This window comes from Bradyrhizobium sp. BR14999, from assembly GCF_056106085.1.
Map to the genome: position 1 here is coordinate 4,016,810 of NZ_CM148536.1, position 13,962 is coordinate 4,030,771.

Annotated in this window: 12 protein-coding genes; 7 read left to right on the forward strand and 5 right to left on the reverse strand. The window is 65.5% G+C overall.

Features of this window, described 5'->3' with window-relative positions:
• Positions 1 to 85: 85 nt before the first annotated feature.
• Complete coding sequence (locus ACR9YP_RS18415) at positions 86 to 1,015, forward strand: c-type cytochrome (RefSeq protein WP_474220714.1); 930 nt, start codon at positions 86 to 88, stop codon at positions 1,013 to 1,015.
• 10 nt (positions 1,016 to 1,025) lie between these two features.
• Here ACR9YP_RS18415 and ACR9YP_RS18420 read toward each other — a convergent pair whose 3' ends face one another.
• Both ACR9YP_RS18420 and ACR9YP_RS18425 read right to left on the reverse strand, forming a co-directional pair.
• Positions 1,026 to 1,271: an Lrp/AsnC ligand binding domain-containing protein gene (locus ACR9YP_RS18420; RefSeq protein ID WP_061878884.1), complete on the reverse strand. Its 246-nt coding sequence runs from the start codon at positions 1,269 to 1,271 to the stop codon at positions 1,026 to 1,028.
• 96 nt (positions 1,272 to 1,367) lie between these two features.
• Positions 1,368 to 3,347, reverse strand: coding sequence for a PAS domain S-box protein (locus tag ACR9YP_RS18425; RefSeq protein ID WP_474220715.1), 1,980 nt, complete (start codon positions 3,345 to 3,347; stop codon positions 1,368 to 1,370).
• Positions 3,348 to 3,637: 290 nt separating this feature from the next.
• Between ACR9YP_RS18425 and thiD the strand changes: the two genes are divergently transcribed.
• The 4 genes from thiD (at position 3,638) to ACR9YP_RS18445 (ending at position 7,683) form a co-directional block, all read left to right on the forward strand.
• Positions 3,638 to 4,438 carry a bifunctional hydroxymethylpyrimidine kinase/phosphomethylpyrimidine kinase gene (thiD, locus tag ACR9YP_RS18430; protein ID WP_474220716.1) on the forward strand — a complete coding sequence of 267 codons (801 nt, stop codon included), beginning with the start codon at positions 3,638 to 3,640 and terminating at the stop codon, positions 4,436 to 4,438.
• A gap of 329 nt (positions 4,439 to 4,767) precedes the next feature.
• Positions 4,768 to 5,580 (forward strand): UDP-2,3-diacylglucosamine diphosphatase, encoded by an 813-nt coding sequence (locus ACR9YP_RS18435; protein ID WP_091891998.1) that lies wholly within the window; start codon positions 4,768 to 4,770, stop codon positions 5,578 to 5,580.
• A 13-nt stretch (positions 5,581 to 5,593) separates the two neighbouring features.
• Positions 5,594 to 6,637: a glycosyltransferase family 4 protein gene (locus ACR9YP_RS18440; RefSeq protein WP_128944936.1), complete on the forward strand. Its 1,044-nt coding sequence runs from the start codon at positions 5,594 to 5,596 to the stop codon at positions 6,635 to 6,637.
• A gap of 62 nt (positions 6,638 to 6,699) precedes the next feature.
• Positions 6,700 to 7,683 carry a threonine/serine dehydratase gene (locus tag ACR9YP_RS18445; RefSeq protein WP_128944935.1) on the forward strand — a complete coding sequence of 328 codons (984 nt, stop codon included), beginning with the start codon at positions 6,700 to 6,702 and terminating at the stop codon, positions 7,681 to 7,683.
• 183 nt (positions 7,684 to 7,866) lie between these two features.
• Here ACR9YP_RS18445 and ACR9YP_RS18450 read toward each other — a convergent pair whose 3' ends face one another.
• Entirely contained in the window at positions 7,867 to 9,666 is a 1,800-nt protein-coding gene (locus ACR9YP_RS18450) for a caspase family protein (protein ID WP_474220717.1), read from the reverse strand.
• Between the two features lie 189 nt (positions 9,667 to 9,855).
• On the opposite strand from ACR9YP_RS18450, the gene ACR9YP_RS18455 reads away from it, so the two are divergent.
• Positions 9,856 to 10,215, forward strand: a complete 360-nt coding sequence (locus ACR9YP_RS18455; protein WP_128937315.1) for a hypothetical protein — start codon at positions 9,856 to 9,858, stop codon at positions 10,213 to 10,215.
• A gap of 75 nt (positions 10,216 to 10,290) precedes the next feature.
• Here ACR9YP_RS18455 and ACR9YP_RS18460 read toward each other — a convergent pair whose 3' ends face one another.
• Positions 10,291 to 11,694: a hypothetical protein gene (locus ACR9YP_RS18460; RefSeq protein ID WP_474220718.1), complete on the reverse strand. Its 1,404-nt coding sequence runs from the start codon at positions 11,692 to 11,694 to the stop codon at positions 10,291 to 10,293.
• A gap of 75 nt (positions 11,695 to 11,769) precedes the next feature.
• On the opposite strand from ACR9YP_RS18460, the gene ACR9YP_RS18465 reads away from it, so the two are divergent.
• Positions 11,770 to 12,966, forward strand: a complete 1,197-nt coding sequence (locus ACR9YP_RS18465) for an MFS transporter (protein ID WP_474220719.1) — start codon at positions 11,770 to 11,772, stop codon at positions 12,964 to 12,966.
• Here the strand turns inward: ACR9YP_RS18465 and dgcA are convergent.
• Entirely contained in the window at positions 12,936 to 13,931 is a 996-nt protein-coding gene (gene dgcA / locus ACR9YP_RS18470) for an N-acetyl-D-Glu racemase DgcA (RefSeq protein WP_474220720.1), read from the reverse strand. The two genes, ACR9YP_RS18465 and dgcA, sit on opposite strands and share 31 nt — an antisense overlap.
• Between the last annotated feature and the right edge of the window lie 31 nt (positions 13,932 to 13,962).

The following is a 13,962-nucleotide window of genomic DNA, read 5'->3' on the forward strand; positions in this document are numbered from 1 at the left end:
TCCGGCCAGGGCGGGCTAAATTCTTTGTGGTTGGAGCCGCACGGAGATCGGTCATAGGTTCGCCGCAACGAATGAATGGATCAGCATGTTGCAACGAACAATTTTCGTGGCGCTGCTCGTCGCGATCGCCGCTACGGGCATCTATTGGTGGCTCAGCGCGCCGGTGGTGGCGGCTGCGAGCACCACGCCGCCACCCCATGCGCCTGATCTTGCCAATGGCGAGGTGATGTTCAACGCCGGCGGCTGCGCGTCCTGCCACGCCGTTCCCAATCAGCCCGATCGTCTCAGGCTTGGTGGCGGCGTCGTGATCAAGTCGCCGTTCGGAACGTTCTACGCGCCGAACATCTCGCCCGATCCGGCCGACGGCATCGGCAAATGGACGGACGCCGATTTCGTCAATGCGGTGATGCACGGGGTCTCGCCGTCCGGGCAGCATTACTTTCCGGCGTTTCCCTACACCTCCTATCAGCACGCCAGGCGCGAGGACGTGCTCGATCTCTTTGCGTATCTGAAAACGCTGCCAGCCGTTGCAGGCAAAGTGCGTGACCACGACGTCGGCTTTCCCTTCGACATCCGGCGCAACATCGGCATCTGGAAGTTCTTATTTCTGGACGACAAGCCCTTCGTCGCCGACGCCGCGAAGTCGCCGGAATTCAATCGCGGCGCCTATCTCGTGAACAGTTTCGGCCATTGCGCCGAATGCCACAGCCCGCGCAACGCGCTTGGCGGCATCATCTCCGGTGAGCGGTTTGCCGGCGGGCCCAATCCGGAAGGCGAGGGGTGGATCCCCAACATCACCCAGAAGCGCCTCGGTGACTGGAGCGCGAAGGATATCGCCTATTTCCTCAAGACCGGCGAATTGCCCGACGGCGACAGCGCCGGCGGCGCGATGACGCGCGTCATCAAGAACACCTCGCAATTGCCGGATGCCGATCTCGCGGCGATGGCGGACTACGTCAAATCGCTGCCGCCGGTGGACGGGCCGACGCCGCCCAAGCGCAAGCAGGGGAGCTAGTGTAGCAGCATTAGCCCGTGCCGAACGCCTTGAACGTGATGATGGTAAGGGTGTCCTGGATGCCGGGCAGCACCTGCACCTTCTCGTTCACGAAGTGGCCGATGTCGGTGTCCTTGTCGACGTAGAACTTCACCAGGAGGTCGTATTGACCGGCGGTGGAGTAGATCTCGGAGGCGATCTCGGCTTCGGCGAGCGCATTGGCGACCACATAGGACTGGCCGAGCTTGCATTTGATCTGGACGAAAAAAGGAACCATCGCGGTCACTCCGAAAGCACATCTGGCCGGCTAATAGGCCAAAACCGGCTGCATTTAGCAAGCGAACTTGCCGGCCGCCAGTTGCCGGTCCGGCGCTCAGGAGGCGACGGCCGCCGCGGCGAATGCATCCCTGAGCCGCTGCGCGAGTTCGACCTTGCGATAGGGCTTGGTCAGCACGATGGCTTGCGCATGCGCGCGGCCCTGCTCCACCAGGGTCTCCAGCGCGTAGCCCGAGGTGAACAGGACCGGCAGGCCCGGGCGAATCCGCCGTGCCTGATCGGCAAGCTCCCAGCCGCTCATGCCGCCGGGCATCACGATGTCGGTGAACAGCATGTCGATGCTGGGGTCGGTGCGCAGCTGCTGCAGGGCCTCCTTGCCGTTGACCGCGGCGACGACGCGGTATCCGAGAGCTTCCACCCTGCGAATCGCGGAGGAGCGAACGAACGGATCGTCCTCGGCGATCAGAATGGTCTCGTATCCTCTGGGTGCTGTGTCCTCGCCGTCGACGAGGTCGGCCTGTGTTTGCCCTGCATCGGCGCGCGGCAGGTAGATCCGGACCGTCGTCCCAAGGCCCGCCTCGCTGTAGATCGAGACATGGCCATTGGATTGCTTGGCAAAGCCATAGACCATGCTGAGGCCGAGCCCGGAGCCCTTGCCGACCTCCTTGGTGGTGAAGAACGGCTCGAAGGCGCGCGCGGTGACATCAGGCGTCATGCCTTCGCCGTCGTCGGTGACCGAGATCAACGCGTATGTGCCGGATGCGACTTCCGGGTGAAGGACACGATAGTCGTCGTCGATCGCAACCAGCTCCGTGCTCAGCGTCAGATGTCCTCCGGATGGCATGGCATCCTGTGCGTTGAGCGCAAGGTTCAGCACCGCGGATTCGAGCTGGGTGCGGTCTGCAAAGGCCATGATCGTGCCGGGCCCGGAGCTCGTCCTGATCTCGACATTTTCGCGCAAGGTGCGCTTGAGCAGCTTGAACATGGAATCAAGCAGGCCGCGGCAATCGATCATCTGAGGCTGGAGCAATTGGCGGCGGCTGAACGCGAGCAGGCGCTGCGTCAGCTCGGCGCCCCGTTCGCCCGATTGGCAGATGTCGTCGGCAAACCGCTTGAGGTCGGGCCTCGCCTTGAGCTGCTCGCTGAGGTGCTCGGCATTGCCGATCATGACGGTCAGCAGATTGTTGAAATCATGCGCGATGCCGCCGGAGAGCTGGCCGACCGTCTCCATCTTCTGCGCCTGCTGGAGCTGCTGCTCGGTCAGGTTGCGCGCGGTCAGGTCGTGGATGATGCCGACGAAGATCAATTCACCGTCCTGCCGCGCCTGACCCACCGACAGGTTCATCGGAAAGGTCGATCCATCCTTGCGCAGGCCGAGGGCCTCGCCGCCGGTCGCGAAATGCCCCGTGCGGCTGTCGGACGCAGCAGCTGCCTCGGGCATCAGCATGCCGATATTCCGGCCCATCACCTCGTCGGCCCGGTAGCCGAACAAGCGCTCGCAGGCCGGATTGAACAGCAGGATGCGGTCCTGCGCATCGAACAGGATGACCCCGTCGACCGCGGTCTCGACGATTGCGGTGAGGCGCGCCACGCTCTCGCGCATCGCGCGCTGGGCTTCCCCGACTTGCTGGAGCAGGAGCGTCGCGTCCCGGGTCTTGATTTCCTCCTCCTCGAGCGCGGCCTGAACCTGCCGAAGCTCGAACGGAGAGGGAATCGTCAGGATCTTCGGTAGCAGCGGCCAAAGCGCGCCGGCCGTGACCACGGAGGCCACCGCGGTCAGCGCCTTGACGATGCCCTCGATGCCATAGATCGGGACCCAGAGCGTGTAGATCGACAGCACATGGGTCAGGCCGCACGCCATGATGAAGATCGCGAACGCCCAATAGACCCAGCCGAATTTGAGGTCGCGCCGCTTGGTGACGAGGATCGCGAGCGCGAACGGGATCGAAAAATAGGCGGCGGCGATGCCACCGTCCGAAACGACATGGAGCCAGATCAGTTCGGGTTCCCACAACAGGCAGATGCCATGCGGCGACAGCATCGAGGAGTCGAGGAGACGTTCAAAATAGGCCCACATAGTTCCACCCCCGGGAAGACGTGCGAGCCGGGGACGGCTCGCGCGATTAGTGTCGCTGGGCGATTCCACCACCTAACGTCTCACTCATCAGTGTGCACGCCAAGGGCGAGCTATCAAGGCTATGGCGAGGCTCGATTTTTCAAGCCCGTCCGACTGCGGGGGCATGCCGCGCCGGTTGCGGGCGCGACGGGCCGCCGCGAATCATGGCGGCGGGCCGTCGCGCTTGCTGGGGTTCCACGATCGCGCTAGGACAGGGCCATGGCGGTGTCCTCAAGCAAATGCATCCCGCGATGACGACCCCGGTCGCACTTACCATCGCCGGCTCCGATTCGAGCGGCGGCGCCGGCATCCAGGCGGACCTGAAGACTTTTGCCTCGCTCGGCGTCTATGGCGCCTCCGCCATCACGGCGCTGACGGCGCAGAACACGCGCAGCGTCACCGGCATTCACGCGGTGCCGGCGGAGTTCGTCACGGCACAGATCGATGCGGTGTTTTCCGATCTCGACGTTGGTGCTGTGAAGATCGGCATGGTGGCCCAGGCCGCCAGCATCGAGGCGATCACGGTCGCGCTGTCGCGCTGGGCGCCCCGGCACGTGGTGCTCGATCCCGTGATGGTGGCAACATCAGGCGACCGACTGCTGGCCTCCGAGGCCGTGGAAGCGTTGCGCACGAGACTGATACCGCTGGCCTCGGTGATCACGCCGAACCTGCCCGAGGCCGCCGCGCTGCTCGAGGAGCCAATGGCGGCCAGTGAGGCCGAGATCGAAAGCCAGGGGCGCCGCCTGCTGGCGCTCGGCTGCCGTGCGGTCCTGGTCAAGGGCGGGCACGGCGAGGGCGCGGAGAGCATCGACTATCTGGTCAATGCCGACAACACCATCGCGCTCGCTGCGCCGCGCCTCGCCACCAAGAACACCCATGGCACCGGCTGCTCGCTGTCCTCGGCGGTCGCGGCGGGTCTCGCCAGGGGTGAGGAGCTCGAGCAAGCGGTGCGCAACGCCAAGGCCTGGATCAGCGCCGCGATCGGAGCCGCCGACCGCTTCAGCGTGGGCCAAGGACACGGCCCGATCCACCATTTCCACAAATTTTACTGACGCGGGCTCGCTCAACCTCTCCCGCTTGCGGGAGAGGTCGCGCCGAAAGGTGCGGGTGAGGGCTCTCCCCACTCGGGGATCATCGCTTGAGGAGGCATCCTCACCCCTCTCCCGCAAGCGGGAGAGGCAGCGCACTTGCCTCGTGTGCCTCGTGGGTTCCAGCGGATCTGGTCTTGGGCGAGGTGCCGCTGCGGCGCCATGTCGCCTGATTGTCGCATGCCACTGATATTCGCGGGGAAGGGCGAGGCAAGGCGTGATTCGTATTTGAAGGTGCCTCAAAGGTTCAATCGGTCATCCCCCTGTCACGGGACATTGTTACAGGCTGGCGCATGGGAAGCTACGATGTGAGTGACGAGAGCCCGGAGCGGCGCTTTCGCACGTTGTTCATCTCCGACGTCCATCTCGGAGCCCGCGGTTCTCAAGCCGATCTTCTGCTCGACTTCCTGCGCTATCACGATGCCGACACCATCTATCTCGTCGGCGACATCGTCGACGGCTGGGCGCTGAAATCGAGCTGGCACTGGCCGCAATCACACAACGACCTGGTCCAGAAGCTGCTGCGCAAGGCGCGCAAGGGCGCCAAGATCATCTACATTCCCGGCAATCACGACGAGTTCCTGCGCAACTATTACGGCACGCATTTCGGCGGCATCGACGTGGTCGAGAACACCGTCCATACCGGCGTCGACGGCAAGCGCTATCTCGTCATCCACGGCGACATCTTCGATCTCGTGGTGCAGAATGCGCGCTGGCTCGCCCATCTCGGAGACAAGGCCTACGACTTCGCGATCCAGATGAATCGCTTGGTCAATTTCTTCCGCCGCCTGTTCGGCGTGCCCTATTGGTCGCTGTCGCAATGGGCCAAGCAGAAGGTCAAGAACGCCGTCAACTATATCGGCGCGTTCGAGCAGGCGCTCGCCGCCGAAGCGCGGCGCCATGAGGCCGACGGCGTGATCTGCGGCCACATCCACTATGCCGTGATCCGCGACGAGGCCGGCATCCGCTACATGAATTGCGGCGACTGGGTCGAGAGCTGCACGGCCCTCGTCGAGCACGACGACGGCCATTTCGAGATCATCACCTGGGCGGATCATTTGCAGAAGCCCGCACAAGTCCCGCAGGTCGCGGCAAGAGCTGCCTGATGAGAGCTGCCTGATGCGCATCCTGGTCGCGACCGACGCCTGGCACCCGCAAGTCAACGGTGTGGTTCGGACGCTGACCAAGCTCGCTGACGGCGCCGAGGGGCTCGGCGTCGCGTTCACGTTCCTGACGCCGCAATCGTTCCGCACCTTCGCGATGCCGAGCTATCGCGACGTGCGCCTCGCCATGCCGCGTCCGGCGCGAATTGCAAAGCTGATCGAGGAGGCGCGCCCGGACAGCATCCACATTGCGACGGAGGGACCGATCGGCCTGATGGTCCGCCGCTATTGCCGCCAGCGCAAGCTGCCGTTCACGACCAGCTTCCACACCCGCTTTCCCGAATATGTCCGTGCCCGCGTGCCGGTGCCGGGCTCGCTGATCTGGCGCGCGCTGCGCCGCTTCCATGCGCCCAGCCGTGCCGTGATGGCGGCAACGCCTGCGCTCGCCCGCGAGCTCGGCGAGCGCGGCTTCGACAATGTCGTGCTGTGGCCGCGCGGCGTCGACACCCATTTGTTCCACCCGCGCGCGATCGACCTCTGTCTGCCGGCGCCGGTGTTCCTGTCGGTCGGCCGGGTTGCGGTGGAGAAGAATCTCGAGGCCTTTCTCGATCTCGATCTGCCCGGTACCAAGGTGATCGTCGGTGACGGTCCGGCGCGCGCCTCGCTCGAAGAGGCCTATCCCGATGCGATCTTCCTTGGCGAGAAGCACGGCGAGGCGCTGGCGGAAATCTATGCTGCGGCCGACGTCTTCGTGTTCCCGAGCAAGACCGACACGTTCGGCCTGGTCCTACTGGAAGCGCTCGCGAGCGGCCTGCCGGTGGCGGCCTTCCCGGTGAAGGGTCCCCGCGACGTTATCGGCAATGCGCCGGTCGGCGTTCTCGATCACGATCTGCGCAAAGCCTGCTTCGCCGCGCTCGATATCTCCCGGCAGGACTGCGTCGCGTTCGCCGCGAATTACACCTGGGAGGCTTCGGCCCGGGCTTTCGTGGCCAGCATCGAGGCAGTCGGCGCGGTGCTGCCCGGCCGGAACGGGGCGGAACAGCCACGCTTCGTCGCCTGACGGGGAAAATCCTCGCGGGGAGGTGTCTTGCCCGCGGCTCGCCGGCCGCGATAAAGTCGGCCATGACCGAACAGCTCCTCCCGGTCGGCCCCGCCGACATCGACGCCGCAGCGCGCGTGATCGCGCCTTACGCCATCCGCACCCCGCTGTTGTCTTTTCCCGTGCTCAACGAGCGCGTCGGCGCAAAGGTCTTCCTGAAGCCGGAAATGCTCCAGCGCACCGGCTCCTTCAAGTTCCGCGGCGCCTTCAACAAGGTGTTCTCGATTCCGCAGGACAAGCGCGCCGGCGGCGTCGTCGCGTTCTCCTCGGGCAACCACGCCCAGGGCGTGGCGGCCGCGGCAAAAATCCTCGACATGCAGGCGACGATCGTGATGCCGGCGGATGCGCCGCTGTCCAAGCGCGAGCGCACCAAATCCTACGGCGCAGAGGTCGTGCTGTACGATCGCGATCGCGACGACCGCGAGGCGATCTCGCGCGGCATCGCCGAGAAGCGCGGTGCGACGCTGGTCAAGCCATATGACGATCCCTTCGTGATTGCGGGGCAGGGCACTGCCGGCCGTGAGATCGCGGAGGACATGGCGGGCCTCGGCCTTGCCCCCGATATCGTGGTGGCGCCGGCCTCCGGCGGCGGCCTGATCGCGGGCGTCGCCACGGCGGTGAAGGCGCGCTATCCGCTAGCCGAAATCGTGGTCGCTGAGCCCGAGGCTTTCGACGATCACGGCATTTCGCTTACCGCCGGCCATCGTGAGCCGCATCCGCCGGCGGGCCGCACCATCTGCGATGCGCTGATGGCCCTGATGCCAGGCGAGATGACCTTTGCGATCAACAGCAAGCTGCTCGCGCGCGGCGTCACGGCGTCGGACGCCGAGGTCGGCGCGGCCGTGGCGTTCGCCTATCGCGAGCTGAAGCTCGTGGTGGAGCCGGGCGGCGCCGTCGGCCTTGCCGCGCTGCTCGCGGGTCGGCTTGATGTGGCCGGCAAGAACGTCGTCATCGTGCTCTCCGGCGGCAATGTTGATGCGGAGTTGTTCGCCGAGCTGGTGGCTTAGGCGTCATTCCGGGGCGCGCGCGAGCGCGAACCTGGAATCCATTTCCCCACCGACCCTGCTGCACAATGGACTCCGGGCCTGCGCCTCTCGGCGCATCCGGAATGACAATGTTCAAGAGCTGACATGAAGAAAGGGGCAGAGCGTTGCCGCTCTGCCCTGTGTCGTGTGCGCTTCTTGCGCGAATCAGTGCATGAAGCTCCGGCGATTGTTGCCGCCGCCCGTGCTCGGCGCCTGGTTCATCGACTGCCGGAAGTTGTTGCTGCTGTTGACCATACGGTTCGGCATCGTGTTGAGCTGCGGACGATTGGTCTGCACGTTGTTCTGCAACTGCACCTTGTTCACCGGATTGTTGTTGAGCTTCACGATACCGGTGTTGCCGTTGTTGATGCGGATCGGGTGGTTCTGGGTCTGAACGGGCTTCACATCGACATTCGAGTCGCCCTTGCCGGCACCCGGCATGCTCACGATCTTGCCCGGCTTGCCGTTGGCGTTGCTGGCATTCGGCTTGGTGTTGGTCACGGGCAGCGTCACGATCTTGCCGGTGCCGCCAGTGTTGTTGCTCGTGTTGGTCGGCGCGGGCAGGGTGACGATCTTGCCCGGGGTCGGCGACGGCGTGCCGTTCGGCTGGTTGTTGCCTGAGGGCAGGTTGATGATCTGGCCACCATTGCCGAGCTTGCCGATGACGTTGCCGTCGATCGGCTTCTGCACGACCGGCAGATTGCCGTTCACTTGCGCGCCGCCATTGCCCTGCTGCATCAGCGGCATGTATTTGGGCTGGCCGAGATTGCCGATCTTCAGCGTCGGGGCGATGTTCTGTGGCGCCAGGAACTTGGTCGCTTGCATCAACGGGATCTGCTTCGGCTGCGCCTGCAGTTTCAGCGCGACTTGCGCATAGGGGCTGTTGCCGTAGCTGTCATAGAAGCTCTTGTAGCCCACAGGCGAATTCGCGAGCACAGCCTTGTGCCAGGCCTGCGAGATCAGGAGATTGTTGAGCAGCCAGCGGATGTGGTCGCACAACGGGTCGTGCGGGTACATCTGGATGAACTCCTGATAATATTCCGGCCGGCCCTCGGACACCACGTAGTCATAGGCCTGGCGGGTCGAGCGGCTCGGCAGGTTGGAGGCCATCTGCACCACCGGCGCTTTTACCGGCGGCCGATTGGCGGCAACGGCGGTGTCGCCGAAGAAGGTGAAGTCGCTCGTCAACGACGAGCTCTCCCACGGAATCTGCGCGCCGCTGGTGGTCTGGTTCACCTGCAGGCGCACGCGCTTGAACAGCTGCTCGATCGGCACGTTGGGCTCGCGCGCGACGTTCAGGAACGCCTGGGTGTAGGGGCTGTGGCCGCTGGTGCCGTCGAGCGCTTCGGCGCCCGGCGCGGTCGAGTAGCCGACGATCGAGCCGTTCGGCGCATCGACAATGGCTAGGCCCCGGCCGGCATCGTTGACTTGAGGGAACGGGTTGTTGCGGCAGGCATCGAGGATGACGATGCGCATGCGGCTCGGGATCGTCTCCAGCGTCGACATCACGTCGACCAGACGCACCGAGTTGTTGACGAGCTCGGTCGGGCTCGACACCTTGGCGTCGACGGGAACGAGATAGTTCTCGCCGGCGAGCTGCACGCCGTGACCGGCGTAATAGACCATCGCCACCGTGTTCGGACCGCGCGAAGCGACCTTGGCGGAAAAGTCCTGCACCACGCGCAGCATGTCGTTCTGGGTGAGGTCGGTCGCGGCGACCACTTCGAAACCGGCCGAGTTCAGGAACTGCGCCATCGATTGCGCGTCATCGTCGGGGTTCGCAAGTTGCGGCGCGTTCTGGTAGTTCGCATTGCCGATCACCAGCGCCACCCGCTGCTCCGGGCCTTGCAGCGCGGTGGGAGCCGGCTGGGCCGGGGCGACTTGCGCGGAAACGGGCCCGCAAGCGAAGCCGAACAGGCTTCCCAGGAGGCCGGCAGTCATCAGGAAAGGCTTTAGGCGGAACATGGCGTGCTCCTTTGCCACTTATCTCGATGCGAGATTGGTTGCGAGCAAGCCTGGCCACGTTCGAGTCCGGCGTCCGTGATCCCTATCACGATGGTAAGTTGCGTGATCTGAATCACGCTTGGAACCTGCTATGATTGGGGATCGATTGGGAGGATGGCCTCCGCGCAATCGATCGACTATTGTCGATTCATGTCGCGCCTTATGTGTCTATTCGTTGCTGTCATCCTGTCTCTGCTGCCCGCAGTCGCGCCCGCCGAGCCCGTTCAGAAGCGTCCCAAGCCGGTCTGGCGTGGCTACGGCTTCCTGCCGGGCTATCGCCAGCCGCTAAGCAACAGCATTCCGCTCTACAAGCAGAAGGACGCGATGCGTCGCCTGTCGCGCGCCGACCGGCGCCACTGGTACATCGACCCGGTCCCTCAGTATTACCGCTGGGATGGCGAGTGGCACTATTTCGGCCGCCCCGGCTTCGGCGGCGGCCGCTACAATGGCGGCAGTTTCGGTCCATGCTGGACGCGGACGCCGATCGGGCCGGTCTGGAATTGCGGGTGACGAGGGGGCGCGCGACTAGTCCGTCATTGCTTCGCTGCGCTCGCAATTGACGATGTGGTGAGAGCGCGCGCGCTCTCACGAGAAGAACGCGATCTTCTCGGCCTGGGTCATGCGGCGGATCGGCGCGAGCGGGTCGTTGGCGGCGGCGCGGGGCTTTTGAAGGATGCCGCTGGCGAGGATGGTGGCGCCGAGCGAGGACTCGGGCAAGGACGTGGATAAGGGCGAGGGCATCGGCAGCGTCGCGCTTGGTGCCGCGGCGAATGTTGCTGTGGCCGCCATGGTCGGGGCCGGCTGCTCCATCACTTCGGCAGCGGCTTCCGCAATGGCGTCGGTGAGGCGCGCGAGCGAGTCCATCGCGATCTGCGCGTTTGCGGCGGGCTCTTCCGCGACCGCTGCGACGACCGGCTCCGGTCCGATCGGCTCCGGGATCTCGGCGGCAATCGGAGCTGCGATCTCCGCGGCCATCGGTTCCGGCGCGGCGGCGGCCAATTCCACCGGCTCGATGATCTCGTCGAACTCGGGATCGGGCGCGGCCATCTCCAGCGCGATGGCCTCGAGGATGGCTTCGTCCTCGGCTTCCGCGGCGGCATCGAGTGCGAACTCGTCGTTCGCCTCCGCGAGCGCGGCGGGCTCGGCGGCCGGCTCTTCGAAAGCGATGTCCGCATGCGCCGCTTCTTCAAGTGCCGCCTGGCTTTCGGCGACGATCTCGGGCGCGAGGGCGGCGTCCATTGCCTGCTCGGCAACGTCGGCGGAAGTATCAGTGACGCCGGTTGCCTCGACGGCTGCTTCGGCCTCCGGCGCTGCGGCGATGTCGTGCGGCGTCTCCGCAAAAGCCACGGGGGCTTCGCTCGCGATCGCGCCAGGTGCCACCTCCGCAGGCGCCACGTCCGCCGCGGACGACGGTGCCTCCTGCCTGGGAGCCGGCGCGGCCTGCGGCGTTGCGTCGCCGTCAAGCTGCTCGAGGCGATCCTTCAGCAGATCGAAGGCGGCCTTGAGCTCGACGCGGGGGTCGATGGTCGAAATCTGTCCGCAGGCGGCCTCGATGGAAGCGAGCTGCGAATCAATGAGGTCGCAGATTCGGCCGTCGGCGCCGATTTCGCGCCAGCGCCAGGAGATCTCCTTGATGATGCGCACCCCGAGCGGGATCGGCGCCAGGCTCGCCTCGATCGCCGCGGGATCGAACGCCGCGATCGCGATCGTCTCGGCCTCGCGGATGGCGCGGCGGATCTCGATCAGCGCCTCGGGCAGGCGGTCCTCGACGACGGGTTGTCGCTGTGCCGCAAGGGTTTCTTCGATCTTGGCGACCGCATCGAGCACCATGCGCGTGTCGGCGTTGCGGTTGCGCTTGGCATATTCGCCGAGGAACCAGCGGCCGCGCGCGGTCTCCATGAAGGCTTCGCGGATCGCGTCGTAATCCTGCTCGTTCGGCTGGGCCGCGCGGGCAGACATGGGCGAGAGGGCGAATGCTTCGTTGGCCATGACAATCTCGTCGCGCAAATCACCGCGCGTTACTGTAACGATCACCACGATATCGACCGAATCGCAATTGGTTTGATGCAGTCCGAATCACAAATCCCCATCGCGGCAGCGAAGAAGCGGCGATTCGCCGTGAGTCTTGCCCTGTTCTATTCGGCTGTGTTCGCGGTCTCGGGCACGCATCTGCCGTTCTTCCCGGTGTGGCTGAAGGCGATCGGCATCGACGCCGCCTGGATCGGGCTCATCAACGCGCTGCCGGCGATCACGCGCTTCACCACGCTGCCGCAAGTGACCGCGTTTGCCGAAAAGCGCCAGGCCATTCGCACCGCCATGATGGTGTCGGTGCTGGCGACGGCGATCGGCTTTACTGCGGTCGGCTTGCAGCAGCAGCCGTTGGCTCTATTCCTGATCTATGCGCTGACCTGCGTGATGTGGACGCCGACGATGCCGCTGACGGACGCCTATGCGCTGCGCGGTGTCGCCCGTTACGGCCTCGATTACGGACCCCTGCGGCTGTGGGGCTCGGCAGCCTTCGCAGCGGGCTCGATCGCCTGCGGCTATCTCGTCGACAGCATCGCACCGCGCGATCTGATCTGGGTTATCGTCGCGTGGGCCGTCGTTGCGGTTCTCGCCAGCCTGCTGCTTCAGCGGCTCGACGATGTCAGGCGCAAGACTACCGAGACGCATGGTGGCAAGGCGCTGCTGCGCGATGTCGGCTTCTGGGCGATCATCGCCTCAGCCGCGCTGATCCAGGGCAGCCACGTCGCCTATTATACGTTCTCGGCCATCAACTGGCAGCTCCATGGGATCAGTGGGCTGACGATCGCGGGGCTGTGGACGCTGGGCGTGATCGCCGAGATCGTCGTGTTCGCGCTGTCGCCGCGCTTCTTGCTGCATCCGTCCACGATGATGGCGATCGGCGGGCTAAGCGCGGTGGTGCGCTGGATCGTCACCGCCAACGAGCCGCCGCTGACGCTGCTCGCGATCGTGCAGCTCGGCCACGGTCTCAGCTTCGGCATGACCATCGTCGGCACCATGAATCTCCTGGTGCAGCGCGTGCCGCCGCACAAGATCGCGCGGGGGCAGGGCTACTACGCCGCGTGCAACGGTCTATTGGGCGCAACGACCTCGATCGCGTCAGGCGCGATCTACGCCCATATCGGCGACGACCTGTATTACGTCATGGCCGCGATGGCCGCTGCCGGTGCACTCGTGATCTGGTCGGCGCGGCACCGGCTCAAGCCTCATCCCCACAGCGAGGCGTCCGGCGGATAGACCAGACTGTCGTCGTAACGCAGGGCGTGATCGCGATCGCGCGCCAGCAGCAGCGGGCCGTCGAGATCGACGAAGCGCGCCTGTGGCGTCACCAGCATCGCAGGCGCCATCGACAGCGAGGTTGCGACCATGCAGCCGATCATGATCTCGAAGCCTAGCGTCTGCGCGGCATCGGCCATGGCAAGGGCCTCGGTGAGGCCGCCGGTCTTGTCGAGCTTGATGTTCACGGCGTCGTAGCGCTCGCGCAGCGGCGCGAGCGACGATCGGTCGTGCACGCTCTCGTCGGCGCAGACAGCGAGCGGTCGCTTGATCCGTGCCAGCGCCTCGTCCTTGCCTGATGGCAGCGGCTGCTCCACGAGGGTGACGCCAGCCTCAGCGCAGGCGGCAAGATTGTGCTCCAGATTGGCCTCGGTCCAGGCCTCGTTGGCGTCGACGACCAGCTCGGACGTGGGGGCGGCCTTGCGGACGGCCGCGATCCGCATCCCATCGCCTTCGCCGCCGAGCTTGATCTTGAGCAGCGGCCGGTGCGCTGCCTTGGCGGTCGCCGCGGCCATGGTCTCGGGGGTGCCGAGCGAGATGGTGTAGGCGGTGGTGCGCTCGCGGGGCGTCGGGCGGTTCAGCAGGTTCCAGGCCCGCAGGCCCCCAGCCTTGGCCTCGAGGTCAATCAGGGCGCAATCCAGCGCGTTGCGGGCCGCACCGGGCGGCATGGCGGCCTGGAGGGCCTCCCGGGTCAGCCCAGCGGCCACCGCGTCCTGCATGGCCTCGATGGCGGCTAGCGTCGCCTCGGGCGTCTCGCCATAGCGGGGATAGGGCACGCACTCGCCGCGGCCGGTCAGCCCACCCTGGCTGACCTCCGCCACGACCGTCACGGCCTCGGTCTTGGCCCCCCGGCTGATGGTAAAGCTGCCGGCGATGGGGAAGCGCTCGATTCGCGCCGCCAGGGAGGCAAATTTCATGGAAGTCATTTTGAACTCTGGCGAAATCTGAACCTGCTAG

What these genes read in the sequence shown, in the direction of transcription:
- ACR9YP_RS18415 (WP_474220714.1), top strand. Translation starts at nt 86, where the DNA reads ATGTTGCAACGAACAATTTTCGTGGCGCTGCTCGTCGCGATCGCCGCT.
- ACR9YP_RS18420 (WP_061878884.1), bottom strand. Translation starts at nt 1,271, where the DNA reads ATGGTTCCTTTTTTCGTCCAGATCAAATGCAAGCTCGGCCAGTCCTAT.
- ACR9YP_RS18425 (WP_474220715.1), bottom strand. Translation starts at nt 3,347, where the DNA reads ATGTGGGCCTATTTTGAACGTCTCCTCGACTCCTCGATGCTGTCGCCG.
- thiD (WP_474220716.1), top strand. Translation starts at nt 3,638, where the DNA reads ATGACGACCCCGGTCGCACTTACCATCGCCGGCTCCGATTCGAGCGGC.
- ACR9YP_RS18435 (WP_091891998.1), top strand. Translation starts at nt 4,768, where the DNA reads ATGGGAAGCTACGATGTGAGTGACGAGAGCCCGGAGCGGCGCTTTCGC.
- ACR9YP_RS18440 (WP_128944936.1), top strand. Translation starts at nt 5,594, where the DNA reads ATGCGCATCCTGGTCGCGACCGACGCCTGGCACCCGCAAGTCAACGGT.
- ACR9YP_RS18445 (WP_128944935.1), top strand. Translation starts at nt 6,700, where the DNA reads ATGACCGAACAGCTCCTCCCGGTCGGCCCCGCCGACATCGACGCCGCA.
- ACR9YP_RS18450 (WP_474220717.1), bottom strand. Translation starts at nt 9,666, where the DNA reads ATGTTCCGCCTAAAGCCTTTCCTGATGACTGCCGGCCTCCTGGGAAGC.
- ACR9YP_RS18455 (WP_128937315.1), top strand. Translation starts at nt 9,856, where the DNA reads ATGTCGCGCCTTATGTGTCTATTCGTTGCTGTCATCCTGTCTCTGCTG.
- ACR9YP_RS18460 (WP_474220718.1), bottom strand. Translation starts at nt 11,694, where the DNA reads ATGGCCAACGAAGCATTCGCCCTCTCGCCCATGTCTGCCCGCGCGGCC.
- ACR9YP_RS18465 (WP_474220719.1), top strand. Translation starts at nt 11,770, where the DNA reads ATGCAGTCCGAATCACAAATCCCCATCGCGGCAGCGAAGAAGCGGCGA.
- dgcA (WP_474220720.1), bottom strand. Translation starts at nt 13,931, where the DNA reads ATGACTTCCATGAAATTTGCCTCCCTGGCGGCGCGAATCGAGCGCTTC.